The organism is Streptomyces sp. NPDC051987, from assembly GCF_040680735.1.
Taxonomy (GTDB): Bacteria; Actinomycetota; Actinomycetes; order Streptomycetales; family Streptomycetaceae; genus Streptomyces.
The window spans coordinates 1-20,639 of the sequence record NZ_JBFAXI010000110.1 but is presented as its reverse complement, the minus strand read 5'-3'; the positions used below and the strand labels follow the sequence as shown (position 1 = coordinate 20,639).

Below are 20,639 nucleotides of genomic sequence, written 5' to 3'. Positions count from 1 at the left end.
GCGTCGCTTACCGGCGCTGGCAGGGTGGCTCCCCCAGCCTTCGGCCGGGGGCCCCAGCGCCCACCCGTGCCGTCTGGGGGTCCCCCCAGGCCTTTCGGGCTCTGGGGAGGCACGACTGCCCGCGGCTGGGAAGGGTCACGAGCACCTGCGGCTGAGAAGAGTCACGAGCGCCCGCGGCTGTGTGAGTCACGGCTGGGCAGCGCCCCGAAAGGGGCGCTGGGGGTACCCCCGGCCGAAGGCTGGGGGAGGAACTGCGCGACCGGCCACGATTCACCCGCTGTCGCCGACGCTCCCCGCCACCCCCCTCAGAAGGCGACGTCGGCTACCCCTTGACCGCCCCGGTCAGCATCCCCTTCTTGAAATGTTTCTGGACGAACGGCGACAGCACCGCCACCGGCAGCAACGCCATCACCATCACCGCCATCTGCACGGCGAGCCCCGACAGTTCGCCCGTCTTGATCGCCTGGGCCAGCCCCACCGGGGCCTGCTGCTTCTGGACCAGCTGGATCATGACGTTCTGCAGGGGCATCTTGTCCTGGTCGTTGAGGTACAGAGACGCGTTGAACCAGGCGCTCCAGTACCCGACCGCGTAGAACAGGGTGATCACGGCCAGCACCGCCCGCGACAGCGGCATGACGATCTGCCAGAGGATGCGGACGTCGCCGGCCCCGTCGATGCGGGCGCTGTCGATCAGTTCCTGCGAGATGCCCATGAAGAACCCGCGCAGGACGAGGATGTTGAAGACGCTCACCGCGCTCGGGAGGATCAGGGCGAGGTAGCTGTCGGTGAGGCCCAGGGACTGGACCAGCAGGTAGGTCGGGATCAGCCCGGCGCTGAAGAACATCGTCGCCATGAGCAGCAGCAGGAACCAGCGGTGGCCGAGCGACCCGATACGGGAGAGGCCGTACGCGCACAGGACCGACACGGTCATGGAGAACAGCGTGCCGACGAGGGTGATCAGGATGGAGATGATCGTGGCCCGGGTGACCTGGCCGCCGCTGAGGAGTTCCCGGTAGGCGACGAAGGTGATGCCCTTGGGGACCATCACCAGGCCACCCGCCTCGTCGATGGTCCGGCCGGAGGACAGGCTGGTGACGACCACGATCCAGAGCGGGAAGAGGACGCCGAGGCAGGCCAGGGTCAGCACCAGCCCCTTGCCGGCGGCGCCGGCCCTGCTCGGTTCCTCCTCCCACACCGGGCGGGGAGGCGCGGCCCACCGGGACGGCGGACGCTCCCGTACGGGCGGTTTGCCGAGGACTGCGGTCATTTCTTGTACACCCCCTGCTCGCCCATGAGATGGGCCACCTTGTTCGCGGCGAGGACCAGTCCGAGGCTGACCACGCCCTTGATGAGTCCCGCGGCGGCCGCGTAGCCGAAGTCCTGGTTGCGCACGCCGTTCCACCAGACGAAGGTGTCGAGGACCTCCGAGGCTCCCGGTCCGACGGCGTCACGCTGGAGCAGGATCTGTTCGAAGCCGACCGTCAGCGCGTCGCCCACCCGCAGGACCAGCAGCAGGGCGATGACCGGGCGCAGCGCCGGGAGCGTGACGTGCCAGATGCGGCGCCAGCGGCCCGCGCCGTCCATGGCGGCGGCCTCGTAGAGGTCCGGGCTCACGGACGCCAGCGCCGCCAGGAAGACGATGATCCCCCAGCCCGCGTCCTTCCAGATGCCCTCCGCCGTGACCAGGAACTTGAAGGTCGACGGGTCGGTCATGATGTCGAGGCCGTCGTAGCCGTGCTGCCGCAGCAGCTGCGACAGCACGCCCGCGCCGCCGAAGATCTGCTGGAAGACGGAGATGACCAGCACCCACGAGAAGAAGTGCGGGAGGTACAGGACCGCCTGGGCGATCGCCCGCACCCGGGGCCGGACCACGCTGTTGATGAGCAGCGCGAGGGCGATCGGGACCGGGAAGAACAGCACCAGTTGCAGGAAGAACAGCACCAGGGTGTTCTTCACCGCGTTCCAGAAGGCGGAGTCGGCGAAGATCTGCTGGAAGTTCTCGACGCCCACCCACGCGCTGTGCAGCATGGAGACGATGCCGTTGTCGCTGACGTAGGGGTCGTAGTCCTGGAAGGCGACGATGTTGCCGAGGATCGGCAGGTAGTTGAAGACCAGGAGCAGCAGGACCGCCGGCAGGGTCATCAGGATCAGGGTGCGGTCGCGTCTGAATCTGAGGCGCAGACCGAGCTTCGCGCTCTTCGTCGTCCTCCCGGTTCCGTCGGCGCCGCCGGACGCCACCGCGGTCCCCCGGGTACCGTCGTCGTCTGCCTCGGCCCTGCTGCGAGGCACCGTGCTGTGGGACACGGCCGTTCTCCTTGCCTCAGAGCCCGGTCAGCTCGCCGAACCGTTGTCGTCGAGCAGCTTCTGGTACCAGTCGCGCAGCTTGTCGCCGCCCTTGCTCTTCCAGTCCGCGACGGCCTGCTGCATGTCGCTGATCTTCTTGCGGCCGCGGGTGATGTCGTCCTCGAGGGTCTCGAAGTTGTCCGAGAGGTTGGTGTAGCGGGTCGGCTCCGTGATCATCTGGCCGAAGAAGCTGGACTTCCTGGTGAAGGAGCCCATCCGCTGCTGCCACTCCACCTGGGCCTTGGCCACCTCGGGGAAGTCGGGGTGGGCGATGGTGGCGGCCGGGCTCGCGACCATGACATAGGCGTTGATGACCTCGTTGTTGCCCCGGGTGGTCTTGGTGGGCACGCCGTCCTTGACGGTGTAATGGGTGCCCTCGACGCCGTAGTTGGTGGCCATGTACTCCTTGGTGCCGTACGGCGCGGCGGTGACGTTGGCGACGGCCAGCACGTCGTGGATCACGGACTCGGAGGCCTTCTTGTTGACGAAGGCGAAGATGCCGGCCGGCTGTTCGGCCCAGACCTGCGGGTTGCCGCCGTCGTGGCCGTGGACGTCCATCCCCCAGATCTTGAAGTCCGGGTTCTTGGTGGCCTGTTCGGCGGTGCGGCTCCACCACTGGCTGATGTCGTTGGAGTAGATCAGGAACTCGCCGGCGGCGAACTTGGGGCCGGGGTCGGGGGCGTTCTTGCCCAGCATGGCGTCGGGGTGCACGACCCCGGCGGCGAAGAGCTTGCGGGTCCACTCCAGCGCTTCGAGGTACTCGTCGGTCTCGATGCGGTTGACCATCCTGCCGTCCACGAGGTTCCAGCCGAGCGGCTTCTCGCTGCCGGACAGGACGCCGAACATCTGCCAGGCGGTCCACTTCATGTCCAGGCAGGCCCAGCGCCTGGCCTTGGCGTTGGTGATCTCCTTGGCCAGGGAGAGGAACTCGGCCGCCGAGCGCGGGACGTCGTAGCCCTCCTTGTCGAAGACGTCCTTGCGGTAGAGGGGCACGATGTTGGTGACGTAGGAGGCCGGCATCGGCAGTCCGCGCAGCTTGCCGCCGAAGATGCAGCGCCGCCAGGCGTCGGTCGGGATGGCGGCGAGGTTCGGGTAGTCCTTGACCCGGTCACCCGACAGGTAGGGGCCGAGGTCGGCGAACTTGCTGATGATGGCGGTGGGTATCTTGCCGCCCATGTTCCAGTTCGGGATGACCACGACGTCCGGGACGTCGCTGGAGGCGAGGACCGCGCCGAGCTTCTGGTCGTAGGTGTTGCCGTCCTGGTTCTGCCACTCGACGTCGACACCGATCATGGCGTTCATCGCGTTGTAGTACGGGTTGTCCTGCTTGGGCGGGGAACCCCAGAACGGCGACATGATGGTGACCTTGCCGCCCTTGCCGAGCTTCCTGGGCACCGAGGTCTTCAGGGTCGCCAGGTCGAGCTTGCTGGTGAAGCCGATCGACGAGCCGTACTTGGAGGGGATGTCCGGGGTCACCACGTTGTTGGCGACGTAGACCGGCAGCAGCTTCTTCGCGTCCTTGCCCGACGAGGAGCCCCCTCCCGAACCGCTGTCCGACGCCCCGCAGGCGGCGAGCAGCGGCATCCCGCCGGCCACCGCTGCGGTGGCGACTGCCGTGGAGGCGAGGAAACTTCTCCGGCTCGGGCCGGAGGGGGCGGAAGCGGCGTTCGGCGTCATTGCGTCAACCCTTCATGGCGCACCAGGACACCCGGCGGTGGCCGTCGGCTGCGGTGTCTCGAGTGGAACTGGCTGAGCTGAAGCGGGTCTCCGACTCATGTCATGCGTCCCTGCGAGGAACCGGATGGTCGGCTGTTCGACTAGTCGAAGCGCTTCGATGTTGCTGCGAGGTTAAGTGAACACCCGGGGGTGCACAAGGGTCGCTTCCAAGATTCCTCCGAGCCATGGGTGATGACCTCTTCTTATGCGCTGCTTGAAATATCGCGGACCCTCTCTTGACACCCACCCCTGCGTCGAATGAGCATCGAAGCGCTTCGAAAGCGCCTCGCCGCTCCAGCGCAAGGGGAACCGCACGTGACCGCTCAAACGCCGCCCGCGCCACCTTTCCGCGATCCGAACCTGCCGTTCGCGAAGCGCATCGACGACCTGCTGGCGCGGCTCACCCTGGACGAGAAGGTCTCCTTCCTGCACCAGTTCGCACCCGCCGTGGACCGCCTCGGCATCGGCGCCTTCCGCACCGGCCAGGAGGCCCTGCACGGGGTGGCCTGGATGGGACCGGCGACGGTGTTCCCGCAGGCGGTGGGGCTCGGCGCGACCTGGAACACCGATCTGGTGCGACGGGTGGGCGAGGCCGTGTCCAAGGAGGTCCGGGCGATGCGCGCCCGGGACGACCGGGTCGGCCTCAACGTCTGGGCGCCGACGGTGAACCTGCTGCGCCATCCGCTGTGGGGCCGCAACGAGGAGGGCTACTCCGAGGACCCGAAACTCACGTCCGCCATCGCCACCGCCTACACCCGCGGCCTGCGCGGCGACCACCCGGTGTACTGGCGTACGGCGCCCGTGCTGAAGCACTGGCTGGCCCACAACAACGAGACGGACCGGGCCGTCTCGTCCTCCTCGGTCCGCCCGCGGGTGCTGCACGAGTACGACCTGCGCGCCTTCCGGGAGACCGTGGAGGCGGGCGCGGTGGCCGGGGTGATGCCCGCGTACAACCTGGTGAACGGCCGCCCCAACCACGTCTCCCCCTACCTGCGCGAGCAGCTGCGCGCCTGGACCGACGAGGAGCTGCTGGTCTGCTCGGACGCGGGCGCGCCCAGCAACCTGGTCGACCACGAGCACTACTTCGCCACCCACGAGGAGGCGACGGCGGCCGCCCTGCTCGCCGGGGTCGACAGCTTCACCGACCACGGCACGGACAGCTCGGTCGTCGTCGCCCGGATCCACGGCGCCCTGGCACAGGGCCTGCTGACCGAGGCCGACATCGACACGGCGGTGCGCCGCCAGCTCTCGGTCCGCTTCCGCCTCGGCGAGTTCGACCCGCACGGCGGTCCGGGGCCGGACACCGGCGAGTTCGACACCCCGGCCCACCGGGCGCTCGCCCGGGAGGCGGCCGAACAGGCGGTCGTCCTGCTCAAGAACGACGGCGACCTGCTGCCGCTCGCGCCCGACGCCCGGATCGCCGTGGTCGGCCTGCTCGCCGACGAGTGCAAGCTCGACTGGTACAGCGGCACCCTGATCCACCGCTCCACCCCGCTGGAGGGGCTGTACGAGCGGTTCGGCGCGGAGCGGGTGGAGTTCGCGGAGGGCGTGGACCGGGTCCGGCTGAAGCTCGCGGACGGCACCTTCCTCCAGGTGCCGACCGCCCCCGAGGCCGCCGACGAGGTGCCCGGCGTGGCGGGCGCCCTGGACCCGGCTCTGCTCGCGGGCCGCACCGACCTGCCCCCGCTGACCACCGGCCCCACCGGCACCGAACTCGCCCTCGTGGACTGGGGCGACGAGGTGCTGACGCTGCGCGCCCCGGACGGCCGTTACCTCTCCGTCGCCGAGGACGGCTTCGTCCGCGCCGCCGCGGACCAGCCCGGCGGCTGGGTCGTCCAGGAGACGTTCCGCCTGGAACCCCACGAGAACGGTCACCTCCTCAGGCACCTCGGCACAGGTCGCCACGTCTGTGTCGCCGCCGACGGCGTGCGGGTTGCCGCCGAGAACGCCTCGGTCTTCGAATTGATCACCGTCGAACGGGGCGCGGACACGGTGACCAGGGTCGCCGCCGCGGCCGACGTGGTGCTGGTGGTCGCGGGCAACGACCCGCACATCAACGGCCGCGAGACCGAGGACCGTACGACCCTGGTCCTGCCCCCGCACCAGGAGCGCCTGCTGCGGGCCGCCCGCGCCGCGAACCCGGCCACGGTGCTGGCACTGGTGTCGTCGTACCCGTACGCGGTGGACGTGGCGCGGCTGCCCGCCGTGCTCTGGACGGCCCACGGCGGCCAGGCGGCCGGCAGCGCCCTCGCCCGGGTGCTGGCCGGCGACGTCTCACCGGCCGGCCGCCTCCCGCAGACCTGGTACGCCTCCGACGCCGACCTGCCCGCCCTCCTCGACTACGACATCCTGTCCGCCCGGCAGACGTACCTCTACTTCGAGGGCGCCCCGCTCTTCCCCTTCGGCCACGGCCTGTCCTACGCCTCCTTCTCCTACGCCGACCTGACGACCGAGATGGCGGACGGCACGCTCCGCGTCTCCTGCACGGTCACCAACACGGGCGACGTGACGGCGGACGAGGTGGCCCAGCTCTACACCCGGGCCGTGGAACCGTCCGTACCGCGCCCGCGCCGGGAACTCCTCGCCCACCGCCGGTTCACGCTGCATCCCGGCGAGCGGACCGGCCTGACCTTCGAAGTGCCGCTGTCCGCCTTCGCGTTCTGGGATGTGGCGCGGGACGGCCGGCGCCTGGAGGGGGGTCCGTACGACGTGTTGGTCGGCGCGTCCAGCGAGGACGTCCGGCTGCGGACGACCGTGACCCTGGACGGCGAACCGGCGGCGCCCCGCCCCGTCGCCGAACAGGGCCTTGCCGCGGCCGATTTCGACGAGCAGTCGGGCATCGCTCTCGTGGACCGCACCCGCACGGAGGGCGACGCGGTCACCCCCGAGGACGGTGGCGCAGCCGAACTCCACTACCGCAACTGCGACTTCGGCACCGGGATCACGGAGGTGACCGTGCGGGTGTCGGGTTCGGGCACGCTGGACCTCGCCCTGGACGGCGGCGCTCCGCAGGCGATGCTGACGCTCGCGGAGCCGACGCCGGACGTGTACACGTACACCTCGCTCACCGCCGGCATCGTCGCCGAGGGCGTCCATGACGTCCGCATCACACTGCGCGGCCCACTGCGGCTCGCGCACGTCGGCTTCTCCGGTTGAGGGTCCGGAGCGGCCGGCGCGGGAAAGGGGCCCGGCACCGGGACATCGGTTGCCGGGCCCCGGCCCGCAGAGGTTCCCGTCGGCCGGCGAACCGCCGCGCCAGTGCCCGGCAGGCACCGTCTGCGCCTGCCGGGGCACTAGGCGTGTTGTCCCGGGCGCGGCTCCGCGTCCCGCACGAGGCACTCGATCAGGTAGTCGCCCGTGTCCTCGTCGATGGTCACGCCGTGTGTCTCGCTGCGGAAGCCGGGGAAACGGCGGTCGAAGGACTCCAGGGCCGTGAGATAGCGCAGCAGTGCGCCGTCGGGGGCGCCGATCGACTCGCCCGGCATCAGGACCGGGATGCCGGGCGGGGTGACCGTGACCATGGCCGCCGCCACCCGTCCGGCCGCCCGCGAGATCCGGACCCGCTCGGTGCCACCCCGCACCAGACTCTGGTAGCAGTGCTGCGGCGGCGCCACGGGCTGCGGGAGCTGCTGGAAGGCCCTGTCCAGAAGCTCCACCAGGCGCGCGGAGCGCAGTTGCTCGTGCATGTCCTGGCACAGCCCGCGCAGGGTCAGGCCCGCGTACCGGCGGGGGTGCGCGGCGACGGCCTCCGGCAGGACCCGCTCCAGCGGGGCGTCGGCGTCGTAGCGAGACTTGAAATCAGTGAGGGCGTCCAGCAAGGTGCCCCATTTGCCCTTGGTGATGCCCATGGAGAACAGGATCAGCGTGGTGTAGCTGTCGGTCTTCTCCACGACGATCTTCCGGGTGGCCAGGTAGGCGGTGAGCACCCGGGCCGGGATGCCCTCCTCGGCCATCTCGCCGGTGGCGCTGATCCCCGGACAGGTCAGCGTGACCTTGACGGGGTCCAGCATGCAGTGGCCCTCGGTCAGCCCCGGAAAGCCGTGCCAGTCGGCGCCCGGCTCCAGCAGCCAGCAGGACTGGTCGGTGCTCAGCAGCTCCGGCGGGGCGTCCCCGAACGGCAGCCGTTCGCCGGTCGCCGGGTCGGTGACCGTGTCCGGCTGCCACACCCCGAAGAACCACGGCGGCCGGTCCCCGGCGCTCTCGATCCGCTGCCGCAGGCGCACCATCTCCTGGCGGAAGCGGATCGCCTCGGTCACCGCCTCGTCGATCAGCCACTCGCCCTGCGGGCCGTCCATCATCGCCGTCGCGACGTCCAGCGAGGCGATCATCGGGTAGAGGGGCGAGGTGGTGCCGTGCATCATCAGCGCCTCGTTGAACCGGTCGTGCTCCACCGGTGCTCGTGGTGCCGGCCGGACGTGCACCATCGCGCCCTGCGACAACGCCGCCAGCAGCTTGTGCGTGGACTGGGTGGCGAACACGGTCGGGCGGTCCGGGCCGGGGAAGGTCCGGTCGTCCACCGACATGCCGTAACGGCCGGCGTAGAGCGGGTGGAAACGAGCGTATGCGAACCACGCCTCGTCGAAATGCACTCGGGGCGTGCTGGCGGCGAGGGCTCGTGCGGCAGGTACGGCGTCGTAGCTCAAGCCGTCGTACGTGGAGTTGGTGAGGACCGCGTACTGGGGGCGCGGGGACACCGCGCCCTCGGTGAGCGGGTGCGCGGCGATCCGGGCCGCCACCGCGTCCGCGGCGATCTCGGCCGGGGGCAGCGGTCCCGCCAGGCCGTAGCCGTTACGGGTGGGGACCAGGTAGACCGGCCGGGCGCCCGAGACGACCAGACCGTGCAGCACGGACTTGTGGCAGTTGCGGTCCACCAGCGCGATCTCGTCGCGGGTGACGCTGAAGTGGCCCACCAGGCGGTTGCACGTCGAGTCGCCGTGCAGCACGAAGTAGGTGAGGTCGGAGCCGAACACCCGGGCCGCGTTGCGCTCCGCCTCGCCGATCGGGCCGGTGTGCTCGAACAGCGAGCCCAGTTCCTCGACCGAGATCGACAGGTCGCTGCGCAGCAGCCGCTCTCCGAAGTAGTCGTGGAAGGCGCGCCCCGCCGGTGACTTGAGGAAGGCGACGCCGCCGGAGTGGGCCGGGGTGTGCCAGGAGTACTCGTGGGCGTCGTCGAAGCGGCGCAGTGCCCGGAAGAACGGTGGCAGCACGGATTCCCGGTAGACGCGGGCGGCTGCCGTGATCCGGCCCGCGATGAAGCCCGGGGTGTCCTCCAGCGGCCAGACGTAGCCCACGACCGACTCGGACACCCACAGCGGCAGGTCCCCCAGGCCCTCGCCGGTCATCACCAGGAAGACCGGCAGGTCCCGGAAGCGGCGGCCGATCCGGCGCAGTACGGAGCCGCCGCCCGGAGTCCCGTCGAGGGCGCGGCCCGGCCGGGCGAGCGTGCCGTCCGGCGCGGCGAGCGCGGCGCCGGGTCCGTCCCCGCACCCCCCGGGAAGGTCCCAGGCCACCAGCGCGGCAGCCAGGCCGGCCTCGGTGCGCAGTACCGCCTCCGCGTCCTCGGCCGTGACCGCCCACCGGACGTCGAAGCCGCCCGCCTCGACGGCGTCCCGGATCGCGCGCAACTGCTCGGGCCCGGCGCCCTCTCCCCGAGGGGGTTCGGGTACCGCGACCAGGATCCTGCCGTCGGCCATGTGCTCCTCCGCCTTCCACGGCGGCACCCGCGGCCGCTTCCCGGCCAGTGTCCTGACGGCACGTGGAGCCAGGAGGCGGCCGGGACGGCAAACCACCTTTACAGGCGAACTCATGGACGGCCGCCTCGCCGAGACCGGCCTGACCATCAGACCCACCTGAGCAACCCGGCCGCATCACGAGTTCAACCTCAATGCAGGGCGGCGGCCGAGAGCGCCTCGGCCAGGGTCACGGGCGGCCGGCCGATCAGGCGGCGCAAGTCGCCGGAGTCGGTGTACATCTCGCCGCGGCTCATGCCGCGGTCAGCGTCAGCGAGGACCTCCGCCAGCTCGGCGGGCAGGCCCGCGGCGGCCAGTACCTGGGCGAAGTCGGTCACCGGGAGGTCGGCGTAGGTAACCCGCTTTCGGGCCGCAGCGGAGATCGCGGCGGCGAGCTCACTCAGGGTGAAGGATTCGTCGCCGCCGAGCTCGTACACGGCGCCGGTGTGGCCTTCAGTGGTGAGGACGACCGCTGCGGCCTCGGCGTAGTCGGCGCGGGATGCGGCGCTGATCCGACCCTCGCCTGCGGCGCCGACGACGGCGCCGTTCTGCAGGATCTGCGGCAGTTGGCTGGTGTAGTTCTCCAGGTACCAGCTGTTGCGCAGCAGCACGCTGGGGATTCCGCGGTCCCGCAGATATGCCTCGGTCTCGCCGTGCGTGGCACCGATGACGGTGGTGGCCGTGTCCGCGTGCGTCGTGCTCGTGTACGCCACCAGCGACACGCCTGCGGACGCCGCAGCGTCGATCACGCGGCGGTGGTTGGCGACCCGCTCGTCCACAGGGACCGAGGCCGAGATCAGCAGCAGCCTGTCCGCCCCCGCGAATGCCTCGGCCAGGCCGTCCGGATCCGCGAAGTCGGCGCGGCGTACCGTGATGCCTCCGTCGGCCAGGTCCTTGATCCTGGCGATGTCCCGGCCGGTCGCGATGATGTCCGCGGCCGGGATCCCGCGCCGCAGCAGTGCCTCGACGGTGAGCCTGCCCAGCTGGCCCGTGGCTCCAGTGACGACGATCGGCATGATGGTCATTCCTTCCTTCCGTGCGTGCCTCGCACGCCTGCCGCAGTCCGTCCGCGGCGGGTGGAAGCCAGAATGACCTGCACACTCTCTATTGGGGAGTAGCCACTCCTTGGTAGGGTACTTACCCGACCGACAGCATTGAGGTGAGCCCTGTGGCCGTTGTCGAGAACGTGACCGGGCCCACACCGTCATTCGATCCGTACGAGCGCGGCTGCCCGTCGCGGGACCTGCTCGACCAGATCGGCAGCAAGTGGGCGGTCCTCGTGCTGGGCGAGCTCGGCCGGAACGGGACCTCCCGGTTCGGCCGGCTCCGGCAGGAGCTGGCGGGCGTGAGCGAGAAGATGCTCACCCAGACGCTGCGCACCCTCGAACGCGACGGGCTGGTCAGCCGGACCGTGTACCCAGAGGTGCCGCCGCACGTGGAGTATGAGCTGACCGCGCTGGGCCAGACGCTGCGGGAACCGCTGAAGGCGCTCACGGAGTGGTCCGTGCTGCACATCGAAGAAGTCATCACCGCCCGCGAAGCGTACGACGACCGCACTGAGCGCACCCGGTAACCGGCGGCGGCCGACAGTCTGGTCATGGACGGCTGCCTCGCCGAGACCGGCCCGACCACCAGACTCACCTGAGCACCCCGGCGACACCACGAGTTCAACCTCACGAGTGGCGGCATCAACGGCCTGTCGTGCTGGGTAGGGGTGACCGGACTGCCCACCGCCACATCAAGGACATGTCCCCCGGCGAGCAGTTCTCGAGATACCTCGGCCGCGACTGGGAAGTGCGGGATCGGCCGTCCATGGCGGGACTTGCCCGAGCGGTACGGTCCGTGAGGTCCCCAGCCGGTCGCCGCCTGGCGCACAGGTCGGCCGAACGCCAGCGGCGCCACCTTCACGTGGGGCGGGCTCGCCATGATCCGGGCGAAGTTCCACAGGGCGCACGACGGCTCGGGTTGGCCGCCGACCCGGACTTGCTGACGGCCACGTCGGTCCCGGCCTGAACCGTGCAGTTGCACGATCCGCCGGCGCATCCGCATCTCGCTCGCCTCCGCCCTGGGCCAAGTCACCGACGGCGGCCAGTGGGCCCGGACGTTCCGGTGCGGCAGACCGGTGTTGCGCCGGAGACCATGACGGACTGGCCGCCCTTGTCACCGAGCGCGGTGCACAGGCCACCGAAGGAACTGTTCCCGGCGTCGCCGTCGCCGCCGTCGACCGTGGGCGTGCCCGCATCTCCACCCGCGCCCGCGGTGATCGATTCCGTGGCGCCGAGCGCTGCTACGTCAATCAGCCGTTCCGAGTAGCCGCCGCCCGAGCCGCCAGGCTGCGCACCAACTGGCCCGCGATCGCACGGGAATCGGCCGCTCCTCCCCCCACCTGCCTGCACCATCACGACCACACGGGCCAGCCAAAGGTAGTCAGCCTTTTCGAACGTGGCGGTGTTGTCGGGATCCTTGAAATACAGGACGTCCCGCAGGTCCTCCTGCCCCGGGATGAGCGTCAGCCGCCCATCGTCGCCCACCTGGACATACTGGTCGTCCACTTACACCACGGCCATGCCGCGCTCACCCCAACCGAGCGGTACGTGTCCGGCCCCAGACCAGCGACTGACTGAGGGTACCTAGGCCGCTTCCTTGAGGTCATCGGACGTCGGTTGATGTACTTCGTTGAGGTTGCGTCATGTCCTGGCCGGAGTGACGCTGGAAGAGACAGCGATTCACCAGGGTCCGCTTCACCAGGATCCAACGAGGCGGATCCTCCGGCACAGTTCAGGAGAGCGCCATGGTGGACAGGCGAGACTTTGACACCGGACCAATCGTGTTCGGTGACGGCGTCGCGGCTGGCGGAAACTCTCAACTGAGTGTTTTCTCTGACGGCACCTACTCGTTGCGTGGACACTTCCACGCCTCTGGCGCGGTCAGTTACGACGTTGCGATTGCATTTGTCGTATCCGACAACGAAGACCGTCCCATCTCATTTGCTCATACCGGTCGCGTGCACGGCACCTTCGAGCCGGGATCAAGAGACGATGACTTCGCAGGGACGGCCAATGAGCCGATGATCCAGCAGCTCTGGCCGACCGGCTTCGGAGCAAGTGGCTCATGGAAAGCGAACGTTAACGTCAATCTGCAGGATCTGATTGATGAAGGGGTTCACGATATCGGCGATGCCGCGCTCGTGGCTTCCATCTTCGTATGACTACGAAGTGAGCATGTAGAGCATGGCGTGGTCGCCTGGACCTAAGACCTAGCACTCCATCTGCCCCAGCTTGGCCGCCCAGGCGACCCATCACCTTCATCAGACCACGATATGTCAACTCATGCAAAATGGAGGGCTTGACATGGCAGACACACTTCCCAACCCGGCGAGCGACAATACAACCCGCTTCGAGGCCGCACCCGACCCCGACGGCACCTTGATTCCGATACCGTCAGAAGCTCCGCAGGGCAAGGCAATTCGAGACGATGCTCAGATTTCAGTTTCGGCACGTCAGGACAACGGCTACTACGTGACGATATACAACGGTCCGCCCGACCCGCCAAGCGACGTCAACGACTTCATCAATGACCTCCTGACCGAGGCCGGCATGAAGGCAATCGAAGACGCGCTCCTCGATGGAGCGCCCGCGGTCCTGGGTTTCCTCGCCTCGGCTGCCGGAGTTCTGGCTTCGGTGCTCACCACGTCACCCTTGCTGAACGAACAACTGTTCAGAGGCGTCATGGACGATGGGACAAACGTCACCTACGTGGTGCTTACTCCCAAGAACTAGGCACCGTGAGTCCCGATCGAGGCGTCTGAAATGGTGCGCCGTTCAGGCGTGGTGATGTTCCAGCGGGTGGTGCCGGAAGCGCCATCGCGGCCTCAGGGGGGTGGCCGACGTCGGCACGGCGACCGCGAGGTGCTGGCCGCGATCGTCTCCGTGGCGACCTCGGGCTGCACGTGGCAGCAGTTGCCGTCCGCATCGTTCGGGCCATCGGGTGCGACGGCCCACCGACGGTTCACCGAGTGGACGAAGGCCCGCGTGTGGGCAGAACTCCACCGCCTGGTCCTCGACGAACTCGGCTCCCGCGGCGAGTTGGACTGGTCCCGCTGTGCGATCGACTCGGTGAACATGCGGGCCTTGAAAAGGGCGAGCTGACAGGCCCGAATCCTCAACCCGACTGGGACGCCACCGCTGGACCATGGAACGCACGATGTCCTGGCGCGCCGGATGCCGCAGACTGCACCGCCGCTACGAGCGCAAAGCCGAAGACTTCCTGGCCTTCACCAGCATCGCCTGCACCCCCAGCTGCTACCGCAGACTCACCAAATGAGATGTCGCCTGAGCCGGTCTTCGCCAGCACGTCGGCCAGGTGCTGAGCCTGGGTCACCGTGCGCTGGGTCGAGGAGGAAGCCCTCCAAGCACCCGGCACGCGGCCGCTGTCGGCCGTGAGAGCTGTGCACGCCTCGACGAGCGCCCGTAGCTTGGGGACCAGCTCGGGATGGTCCCCACGGGATACGGACCGACGACCAACAGCCGGCCGAGCAGCCGACGAGTTCACCCGGCGCTTCACCACGAAGGTCCGCGAGCGGCAACCGCGCCGAGGCCTTCGCACCGGTCGTCGCCGTCAGGGCCTTCGCGGGCGACGTGGCCATGCCCAACGACACCGAGCACGGCCTGGTCGGACGAGTTCGAGTCCCGTCCGCCGAGCGTAGTGACTCCAACAGGCGCAGTAAGTCCTGCTGGGACAGGGCCATCGTGTATTTCCTGAGTTGAACTGGCCGTTTATCAAGGAGAGTTGCCCGGTGGGCCGCCCTGCGAGCAGGGAGCGGAACCTACATGCGCGCGACTCAGTGGCCGGCACGGATCAGGCGTTCCAGCTGTTCTTCTGCAAGTGGACCGATATGTGTCTCACGGCGCTTGAACACCTGCGTCGAACGCTGGGCGGGCCAGGCCTCGCCGAGGTGGGCGGCGGCTCCCCTCCGCTCGGCCGGATCCGGGCCTCGCACCGGGCACTCGAATCATGGAAGCCTGTTCCACGGCGTGTCCACGCGGTCGGTCGACGACCTGGATCATGTCCGGTTCCCTGACGTGTACCTGGACGCGACCTACTGCAAAGCGGGGGTCGAGCACCAGATCGTCTCCCGGGCCTGGTGATCGCCACCGGGATCACCGAGGACGGTGGCCGCGAGGGACTGGGGGTGATGATCGGTGACAGTGAGACCGAGGTGCTCTGGACCGATTTCCTGCGTCACCTGCGTGAACGCGGATTGGCCGGGACCCGGCTCGTGATCGGCGACCCGCGCCCCGGAAGCGCCCCCGCGCTGCCCAACACTCCGCACACGCCCTCACCGTGATCGGCTGCACCGACTAACGGGACACCCGCTGTACGACGCCTGGGTGAGGCAACCGCCCGAGGTGTGCAGGATGCCCTTCGGCTTCCTGCACCGGGCCCTGTACGCCGAACCGGCCGAGCAAGCCGGAGACGGACGTGTACTGGTGCGCGCCCGACGTCCGGCGTGTCCCACCCGCGACAGCATCGAACATTGACACGCCAGGCTGTGCCCGAACGAATCAGTTATCTATTTCACCGATGTCTTGGAAAGAAAACGGCTATGCCATACGTAGTCGTCCGAGTGGAATAATCAAAGCCCCGCCGCCCGAAGGAGGAAACTACATGGCCGAGAGATCGTTGGAAAGCGCTATAGCTCCGCATCTCGATGGTGCGGCACCGGAATCCTGCTGTGACAACCCGTCCGGGCGAAGGCCTGCGTTCGACTCGTATACGGCCCGTCTGTCTCCCGGTGTCGGCAGGGTTGTCGTCGCATACCTCGGTGTCCAGGGTGCACCCGATCAGCGCGACCGTGCGTACGGAGCCGTCCGGGATCTCGCACACTCGATGGCAGGGCCCGCGGGCGGGGCGACTCATCATGAGCTCGTCGAATACACGGATGAGCTCGGCTATGTCACCGTACTAACGGTCGGCTACTGGCTCGACATGACGGCGTTCGACGCGTGGTTCGATTCCGTCGGCCGAGCCTGGAACACGACAGACTCCGCTGGCCTGGGAACATTTATCGAAGTGGTACGCCCATCGGTACGACGGCTGGAGACCCTGTATTCCTCCGATCGCTACCTGCAAGGTGTCGGTGCTGCTGCCGAGACGGTGAGTGGACCGGTCCTCGAGCACGGGTACTGGGGCGGCATGAGGGACCGCATCCCGGACGCGAGAGACGACCGGCTTGTGCCCCAGGGGCATCCCGGCGCCGAGGACCTCGGTGGCGGCCGGGTTCGCATCACTCCGCACCAGAATGCGTGTCTGATCCGCTCGGGCCAGGATTTCAGCAGGACCACCGCTGATGAGCGGTTGTTCTACCTAGAGCGCGTAGAACCTCAGCTCCGTCGCGGGATGGAGTTCCTTCGTGACGACGGTCTGGCCGTCGGCTGCTACACCAACCGCTACGTCACCGTGCTTGACGGCTCAGGGTCTCGCACAGAGAAGACGTTCGCCGTCAGCTGGTGGCGCGACCTCGCCGACCTTGAAGGCTGGGCGCGCTCACACGCCACGCACGTGAAGATATTCGCCGCCTTCAACGCCCATATGCTCGAATTCGGCCAGGCCGCCCAACTGCGGCTGTATCACGAGGTGATGGTGCTGCCGAAGGGCGATCAGTTCTTCGAGTACCGGAACTGCCATGAGCGCACGGGAATGCTCCGGTCACGGCTGGCCGGCGGACGGGCGTAGGCTCCCGGCGGGCGATTCCCTTTCCAGGAACGTGCGGATCATCGCGCGGGCGCGTGCAGTCAGTTTCACCCCTTTCATGGTGGCGGCGACCAGCTGCAGAGGGGGCAGCGGGTCGGTGATTTCCACGTTCACCACTCTGGCGCCGTCGTAGGTCAGATCGTGGACCGGCCGCTGGTTCAGCACGGCATAGCCGTGCCCGTGAGCCACCATCGCTCGGACCGTCTCGAAGCCGGCCGTGCGGTGGCGCACCTTCGGCATGACCCCGGTGGAGAGCATCACGAGTGAGCTGAGATACGCGGCGGTGTTCGGAAGGTCGAGAAGTACCATCGGTTCGTCCTCGAGTTCCGTCAGCGAGATGGCGCCGCGCGAGGCCAGCCGATGGTCTGCAGGCAGGCACACGTAGGCGGGGATCTCCCGGACAACCATGTGATCGATGTCGTCGTCGAGGTCGTAGGCGTACATGAGTGCCAGTTCGATCCGCGCCTGCTTCAGCAGGGTCTTCAATACCGCGTGCTCCGCTTCGTGCACGGTGACGCGGACGTTCGGGTAACGGTCGGCGAAGGTTTTCAGCAGTCCCGGGAGCTCGAAGGGGCCGAGCGTCGTGAAGCAGCCTACGGAGAGCTCTCCGACCAGTGCACCGCCGGCCAGCCTGGCGACCTCGGCGAGTTCCGCTCCGTGAGCGAAGAACGATCGCAGCTCCTGGTGGAAGGCTCGCCCGGCGGCTGTCAGCGTCAGGCCGCGCGCATGGTGGCGAAGCAGCAGTTGGACACGGAGTTCGCGTTCCAGCTGGGCAACCGCTGTCGAGACCGCGGACTGCGACACGTGCAGCTCCCGTGCGGCGGCCGTCATGCTCAGGTGCTCCGCCGCTGCGGCGAAGTACCGCAGCTGAGTAAGGGTGAACCCCAGCTCCATCTCTGACCCCTTCCGGAAATTCCCAGGTCACCACTCCGGCGATCGCATTGACCGTCAGCATAGGCCACTGCATCACTTCAACAGATGACCTGAATCATAAAGATTTGATTGACCAATAATGTGGGGCAGCAGATGCTATCCGCACTTCGCGATGCTGTAGTCGCATTCCCCTGGGATGGAGATGAACATCACCATGTCTCAAGACTCCTCTGATTCGTCTGGCGTCGACCCGAACTCGTCATTGCTCGAAGTGCACAGTGTCGACTTCGTTCCTCACTCGGAGCGGCACGGCAGCGCACGGAGCCTGTTCACCCTCTGGTTCGGCGCAAACGCGATGGGAGTCACCCTTCTCACGGGATCGCTCGCCATCCTGACCAACCTGAGCCTGACCTGGAGCGTGGTGGCGATTGCCATCGGTACCCTTCTGGGTTCCGTGTTCGTCGCCTATCACTCGGCTCAGGGCCCCGTTCTCGGTCTGCCGCAGATGATTCAGAGCCGGGCCCAGTTCGGGATGTTCGGAGCGAACGTGCCGCTCCTGGTCGTGGTGCTCATGTATCTGGGTTACTACGGTGGCGGCGCCGTTCTGGCCGGTCAGGCGGTCGGCGAGCTCTTCGGCGTGAGCGACAAGATCGGCATCGTCGCCATCAGCGCGGTCTCGGTCGTCCTCGTGGCGTTCGGCTACAACCTGCTGCACAAGGTAGCGAAGATCATCACACCGCTCTTCATCGTCACCTTCGCCATCCTCACTGTGTCGCTCGCCGCCCACTGGTCCGGCGGAGGAGGCCGCGAGGTGGCGCCCAGCGGCTTCTCAAGCACCGGGTTCTTCCTGATCCTCGGCATCGTCGCCGCGTACCACATCACCTACGGCCCCTACGTCGCCGACTACTCCCGCTACCTGCCGGCGAGCACAAGCCACCGCGCAACATTCTGGTACAGCTACGCAGGCATCTCCCTTGCCGGCATCTGGCTCATGGCCCTGGGAGCGGCGGTCCAGTTCGCCTACACCAAACTCGACTTCGTGCCGGCGCTCGCTGCGGCGGGTGACGCAACAGGCGCATGGTTCCGCGTCCTGGTCCTCGTGGTGTTCATCGTGGGACTGGTCAACATCGGCGCCCTCAACATATACGGCGCAGCCATGTCCAGCCTGACCATCGTGACCAGCTACCTGCGTGAGTGGACACCCACTCTCGCGCTGCGTCTGAGCTTCATGCTGGGCCTCGGAGCGATCGGCACCCTCGGGGCCTCTCTCGTCTCCGGTGATTTCATCACCGCGTACGAGAACTTCATCTTCTTCTTGATCACATTCCTGGTTCCGTGGTCGGCGATCAATCTTGTGGACTTCTACGTCGTGCGCCAGGGGCAATACAGCATCAACGCCCTCTTCCAGCCTGACGGCGAGTACGGCCGTTACAGCAAGCAGGGGCTGTCGGCATATCTGATCGGGTGTCTCGCGCTGGTCCCGTTCATTTCCACGGACTTTTACACCGGGCCCATCGCCGCGCGCCTGGGCTTCGATCTGTCGTGGCTTGTCGGCCTCGTGATCCCCGGGCTCCTGTACGCCGTCATCTGCCGCGCGACGGGCCTGAGAGCTAGCGTTGGACTATCCGCTGATGCCCCCGCAGCTGACGCTCTCGGCAAGAACTGAGAAACAAAGAAAGGGGCGCCACACGATGGTAGCCATCGATCCCGTCATCCGAGTCGCAGCGGTCCAGGCCGCGCCGGTGTGGCTGAGCAAGGAAAAGAGCACCGACAAGGCGATCGCCCTGATCCAGGAGGCGGCGGGCCGAGGTGCACACCTGGTCGCTTTCGGCGAGAGCTGGCTGCCCGGCTTCCCCTACTGGATCTGGCTCGGCGCTCCGGCCTGGGGCAGTGACTTCTTCGTCGAGCTGCACCAGAACGCCGTCGAGGCAGACGGTCCGGAACTGCGGGCCGTCCGCGATGCCGCCCGGCGCGCCAGCGTAGAGGTCGTCCTCGGCGCGACCGAACGGGAAGTCGGAAGCCTGTACTGCACGCTGTTCTTCATCGGCAGCGACGGCTCACTGCGCGGACGTCACCGCAAGCTCAAGCCCACCCATGTCGAACGCAGCATCTGGGGCGAGGGGGACGGCAGCGATCTGTTCGTTCTCGACACCCCCATAGGCAAGCTCGGCGGTCTGAACTGCTGGGAACACCTCCAGCCGTTGTCCAAGTACGCGATGTACGCGGCCGGGGAGCAGATCCACGTTGCCGCGTGGCCGGCTCTCTCGATCTACAACGGCACCGCCTATGCCCTCGGGGTGGAAGCCAACATGGCCGCATCACGGGTCTATGCCCTCGAAGGCCAGAACTACGTGATCGCGGTGACCAATATCGTGGGCGAGGACGTCTTCTCCCGCCTGTGCGACACCGAGGAACGCCAGCGCCTGCTCGAACGCGGAGGCGGCACCACAACGATCTTCGCGCCGTCGGGCGAGACACACGCCGGTCCTCTCCCGTACACCACCGAGGACATCCTCGTCGCCGACCTCGACCTCGCCGAGATCCGCCGGGCCAAGCAGGCGGCCGACCCTGCCGGCCACTACGCGCGGGCCGACGCCACGCGGCTCCTGGTGAACCGGCACCCCCGTACGCCTGTGCACGTCGACCCGGCCCCCTCCGACAGTGTCTTCGGTGCGCCGCCGACAGCCGCTTTCGAGCCGCAGGACGGCGAAGAGGCAGTCGACCAATAAAGACTGAACCGGGCGAGGTTCTCGACGGGTGCTGATATCTGGTCATCGCGCCCAGTGATGGCGGCGAAGACATGCCGATCCGTCAAACGCTGTGACGTCCTGCAGACAGTCCTGGTGGCTTCGAGGCAGAGGGGGGCGTGGCTCAAGGGCACCTCGTGTGGCTGGACCGCTGTCTCGTCCTCGCCGCAGGCCCCACTCCTTTATGGCGTGCCTGGTCACTTCGGTGGCCGGGCACGCGAGTGGTTTGCCGTGCTCGCACCGTCCCGCGCAGAACACCGGCTCATCAATTGAGCCGATGCATTGCCTCAAAAACATCTGCTCGACAGGTTCCTCTGTGTGGTTGACCCTGATCCTGCGGCCAATGGCCACGACCCCGACGAAGCGGTTACCGGCAAGGTCACTGTCGGCGACGGGTGAAAACTGACCGCTGAACGGCGGATCAACGGTGACCCACCTCGCGATCGTCTGATCATCCTGATCTTCATTGAGGGGTCAG

Annotated in this window: 14 protein-coding genes and 2 pseudogenes; 9 read left to right on the top strand and 7 right to left on the bottom strand. The window is 67.9% G+C overall.

Annotated features, from left to right (window positions below):
* Window positions 1-322 precede the first annotated feature (322 nt).
* The 3 genes from AB0M11_RS35970 to AB0M11_RS35960 are packed head-to-tail and all read right to left on the bottom strand — an operon-like array spanning window position 323 to window position 4,020.
* Entirely contained in the window at window positions 323-1,267 is a 945-nt protein-coding gene (locus tag AB0M11_RS35970) for a carbohydrate ABC transporter permease (protein WP_365712373.1), read from the bottom strand.
* Window positions 1,264-2,304: an ABC transporter permease subunit gene (locus tag AB0M11_RS35965; RefSeq protein ID WP_365712372.1), complete on the bottom strand. Its 1,041-nt coding sequence runs from the start codon at window positions 2,302-2,304 to the stop codon at window positions 1,264-1,266. The genes AB0M11_RS35970 and AB0M11_RS35965 overlap by 4 nt, the downstream gene beginning before the upstream one ends.
* Before the next feature lie 27 nt (window positions 2,305-2,331).
* Window positions 2,332-4,020, bottom strand: a complete 1,689-nt coding sequence (locus AB0M11_RS35960) for an extracellular solute-binding protein (protein ID WP_365712371.1) — start codon at window positions 4,018-4,020, stop codon at window positions 2,332-2,334.
* 354 nt (window positions 4,021-4,374) lie between these two features.
* Here AB0M11_RS35960 and AB0M11_RS35955 point away from each other — a divergent pair, with 354 nt between their 5' ends.
* On the top strand, window positions 4,375-7,215 hold the full coding sequence (locus AB0M11_RS35955) for a glycoside hydrolase family 3 C-terminal domain-containing protein (protein WP_365712370.1): 2,841 nt from the start codon (window positions 4,375-4,377) through the stop codon (window positions 7,213-7,215).
* 137 nt (window positions 7,216-7,352) lie between these two features.
* Here AB0M11_RS35955 and AB0M11_RS35950 read toward each other — a convergent pair whose 3' ends face one another.
* Both AB0M11_RS35950 and AB0M11_RS35945 read right to left on the bottom strand, forming a co-directional pair.
* A complete protein-coding gene (locus AB0M11_RS35950; RefSeq protein WP_365712369.1) occupies window positions 7,353-9,752 on the bottom strand; it encodes an Orn/Lys/Arg decarboxylase N-terminal domain-containing protein in 2,400 nt (799 codons plus the stop codon).
* A gap of 188 nt (window positions 9,753-9,940) precedes the next feature.
* Window positions 9,941-10,813 (bottom strand): SDR family oxidoreductase, encoded by an 873-nt coding sequence (locus tag AB0M11_RS35945; protein ID WP_365712367.1) that lies wholly within the window; start codon window positions 10,811-10,813, stop codon window positions 9,941-9,943.
* A 143-nt stretch (window positions 10,814-10,956) separates the two neighbouring features.
* On the opposite strand from AB0M11_RS35945, the gene AB0M11_RS35940 reads away from it, so the two are divergent.
* Window positions 10,957-11,361 (top strand): helix-turn-helix domain-containing protein, encoded by a 405-nt coding sequence (locus AB0M11_RS35940; RefSeq protein WP_365712366.1) that lies wholly within the window; start codon window positions 10,957-10,959, stop codon window positions 11,359-11,361.
* A gap of 502 nt (window positions 11,362-11,863) precedes the next feature.
* On the opposite strand, the gene AB0M11_RS35935 is transcribed toward AB0M11_RS35940, so the two are convergent.
* Entirely contained in the window at window positions 11,864-12,340 is a 477-nt protein-coding gene (locus AB0M11_RS35935) for a hypothetical protein (protein ID WP_365712365.1), read from the bottom strand.
* Window positions 12,341-12,579: 239 nt separating this feature from the next.
* On the opposite strand from AB0M11_RS35935, the gene AB0M11_RS35930 reads away from it, so the two are divergent.
* From AB0M11_RS35930 to AB0M11_RS35910, 5 genes and pseudogenes are all read left to right on the top strand, one after another.
* Window positions 12,580-12,996 (top strand): hypothetical protein, encoded by a 417-nt coding sequence (locus tag AB0M11_RS35930; RefSeq protein WP_365712364.1) that lies wholly within the window; start codon window positions 12,580-12,582, stop codon window positions 12,994-12,996.
* Window positions 12,997-13,138: 142 nt separating this feature from the next.
* Entirely contained in the window at window positions 13,139-13,567 is a 429-nt protein-coding gene (locus tag AB0M11_RS35925; protein WP_365712363.1) for a hypothetical protein, read from the top strand.
* A gap of 30 nt (window positions 13,568-13,597) precedes the next feature.
* A pseudogene (locus AB0M11_RS35920) lies at window positions 13,598-14,111 on the top strand (transposase).
* 746 nt (window positions 14,112-14,857) lie between these two features.
* Window positions 14,858-15,078, top strand: a pseudogene (locus tag AB0M11_RS35915) (transposase); the annotation flags it as partial.
* A gap of 293 nt (window positions 15,079-15,371) precedes the next feature.
* Window positions 15,372-16,523, top strand: a complete 1,152-nt coding sequence (locus AB0M11_RS35910; RefSeq protein WP_365712362.1) for a phenylacetaldoxime dehydratase family protein — start codon at window positions 15,372-15,374, stop codon at window positions 16,521-16,523.
* Here the strand turns inward: AB0M11_RS35910 and AB0M11_RS35905 are convergent.
* A complete protein-coding gene (locus AB0M11_RS35905) occupies window positions 16,497-17,435 on the bottom strand; it encodes a LysR family transcriptional regulator (protein WP_365712361.1) in 939 nt (312 codons plus the stop codon). The genes AB0M11_RS35910 and AB0M11_RS35905 overlap by 27 nt on opposite strands.
* Before the next feature lie 175 nt (window positions 17,436-17,610).
* Between AB0M11_RS35905 and AB0M11_RS35900 the strand changes: the two genes are divergently transcribed.
* Entirely contained in the window at window positions 17,611-19,080 is a 1,470-nt protein-coding gene (locus AB0M11_RS35900) for a cytosine permease (RefSeq protein ID WP_365712360.1), read from the top strand.
* Complete coding sequence (locus AB0M11_RS35895; protein ID WP_365712359.1) at window positions 19,046-20,143, top strand: carbon-nitrogen hydrolase family protein; 1,098 nt, start codon at window positions 19,046-19,048, stop codon at window positions 20,141-20,143. Before AB0M11_RS35900 ends, AB0M11_RS35895 begins: the two co-directional genes overlap by 35 nt.
* Window positions 20,144-20,639 lie beyond the last annotated feature (496 nt).

What these genes read in the sequence shown, in the direction of transcription:
- AB0M11_RS35905 (WP_365712361.1), bottom strand. Translation starts at nt 17,435, where the DNA reads ATGGAGCTGGGGTTCACCCTTACTCAGCTGCGGTACTTCGCCGCAGCG.
- AB0M11_RS35910 (WP_365712362.1), top strand. Translation starts at nt 15,372, where the DNA reads ATGTCTTGGAAAGAAAACGGCTATGCCATACGTAGTCGTCCGAGTGGA.
- AB0M11_RS35950 (WP_365712369.1), bottom strand. Translation starts at nt 9,752, where the DNA reads ATGGCCGACGGCAGGATCCTGGTCGCGGTACCCGAACCCCCTCGGGGA.
- AB0M11_RS35960 (WP_365712371.1), bottom strand. Translation starts at nt 4,020, where the DNA reads ATGACGCCGAACGCCGCTTCCGCCCCCTCCGGCCCGAGCCGGAGAAGT.
- AB0M11_RS35900 (WP_365712360.1), top strand. Translation starts at nt 17,611, where the DNA reads ATGGAGATGAACATCACCATGTCTCAAGACTCCTCTGATTCGTCTGGC.
- AB0M11_RS35945 (WP_365712367.1), bottom strand. Translation starts at nt 10,813, where the DNA reads ATGACCATCATGCCGATCGTCGTCACTGGAGCCACGGGCCAGCTGGGC.
- AB0M11_RS35970 (WP_365712373.1), bottom strand. Translation starts at nt 1,267, where the DNA reads ATGACCGCAGTCCTCGGCAAACCGCCCGTACGGGAGCGTCCGCCGTCC.
- AB0M11_RS35925 (WP_365712363.1), top strand. Translation starts at nt 13,139, where the DNA reads ATGGCAGACACACTTCCCAACCCGGCGAGCGACAATACAACCCGCTTC.
- AB0M11_RS35895 (WP_365712359.1), top strand. Translation starts at nt 19,046, where the DNA reads ATGCCCCCGCAGCTGACGCTCTCGGCAAGAACTGAGAAACAAAGAAAG.
- AB0M11_RS35930 (WP_365712364.1), top strand. Translation starts at nt 12,580, where the DNA reads ATGGTGGACAGGCGAGACTTTGACACCGGACCAATCGTGTTCGGTGAC.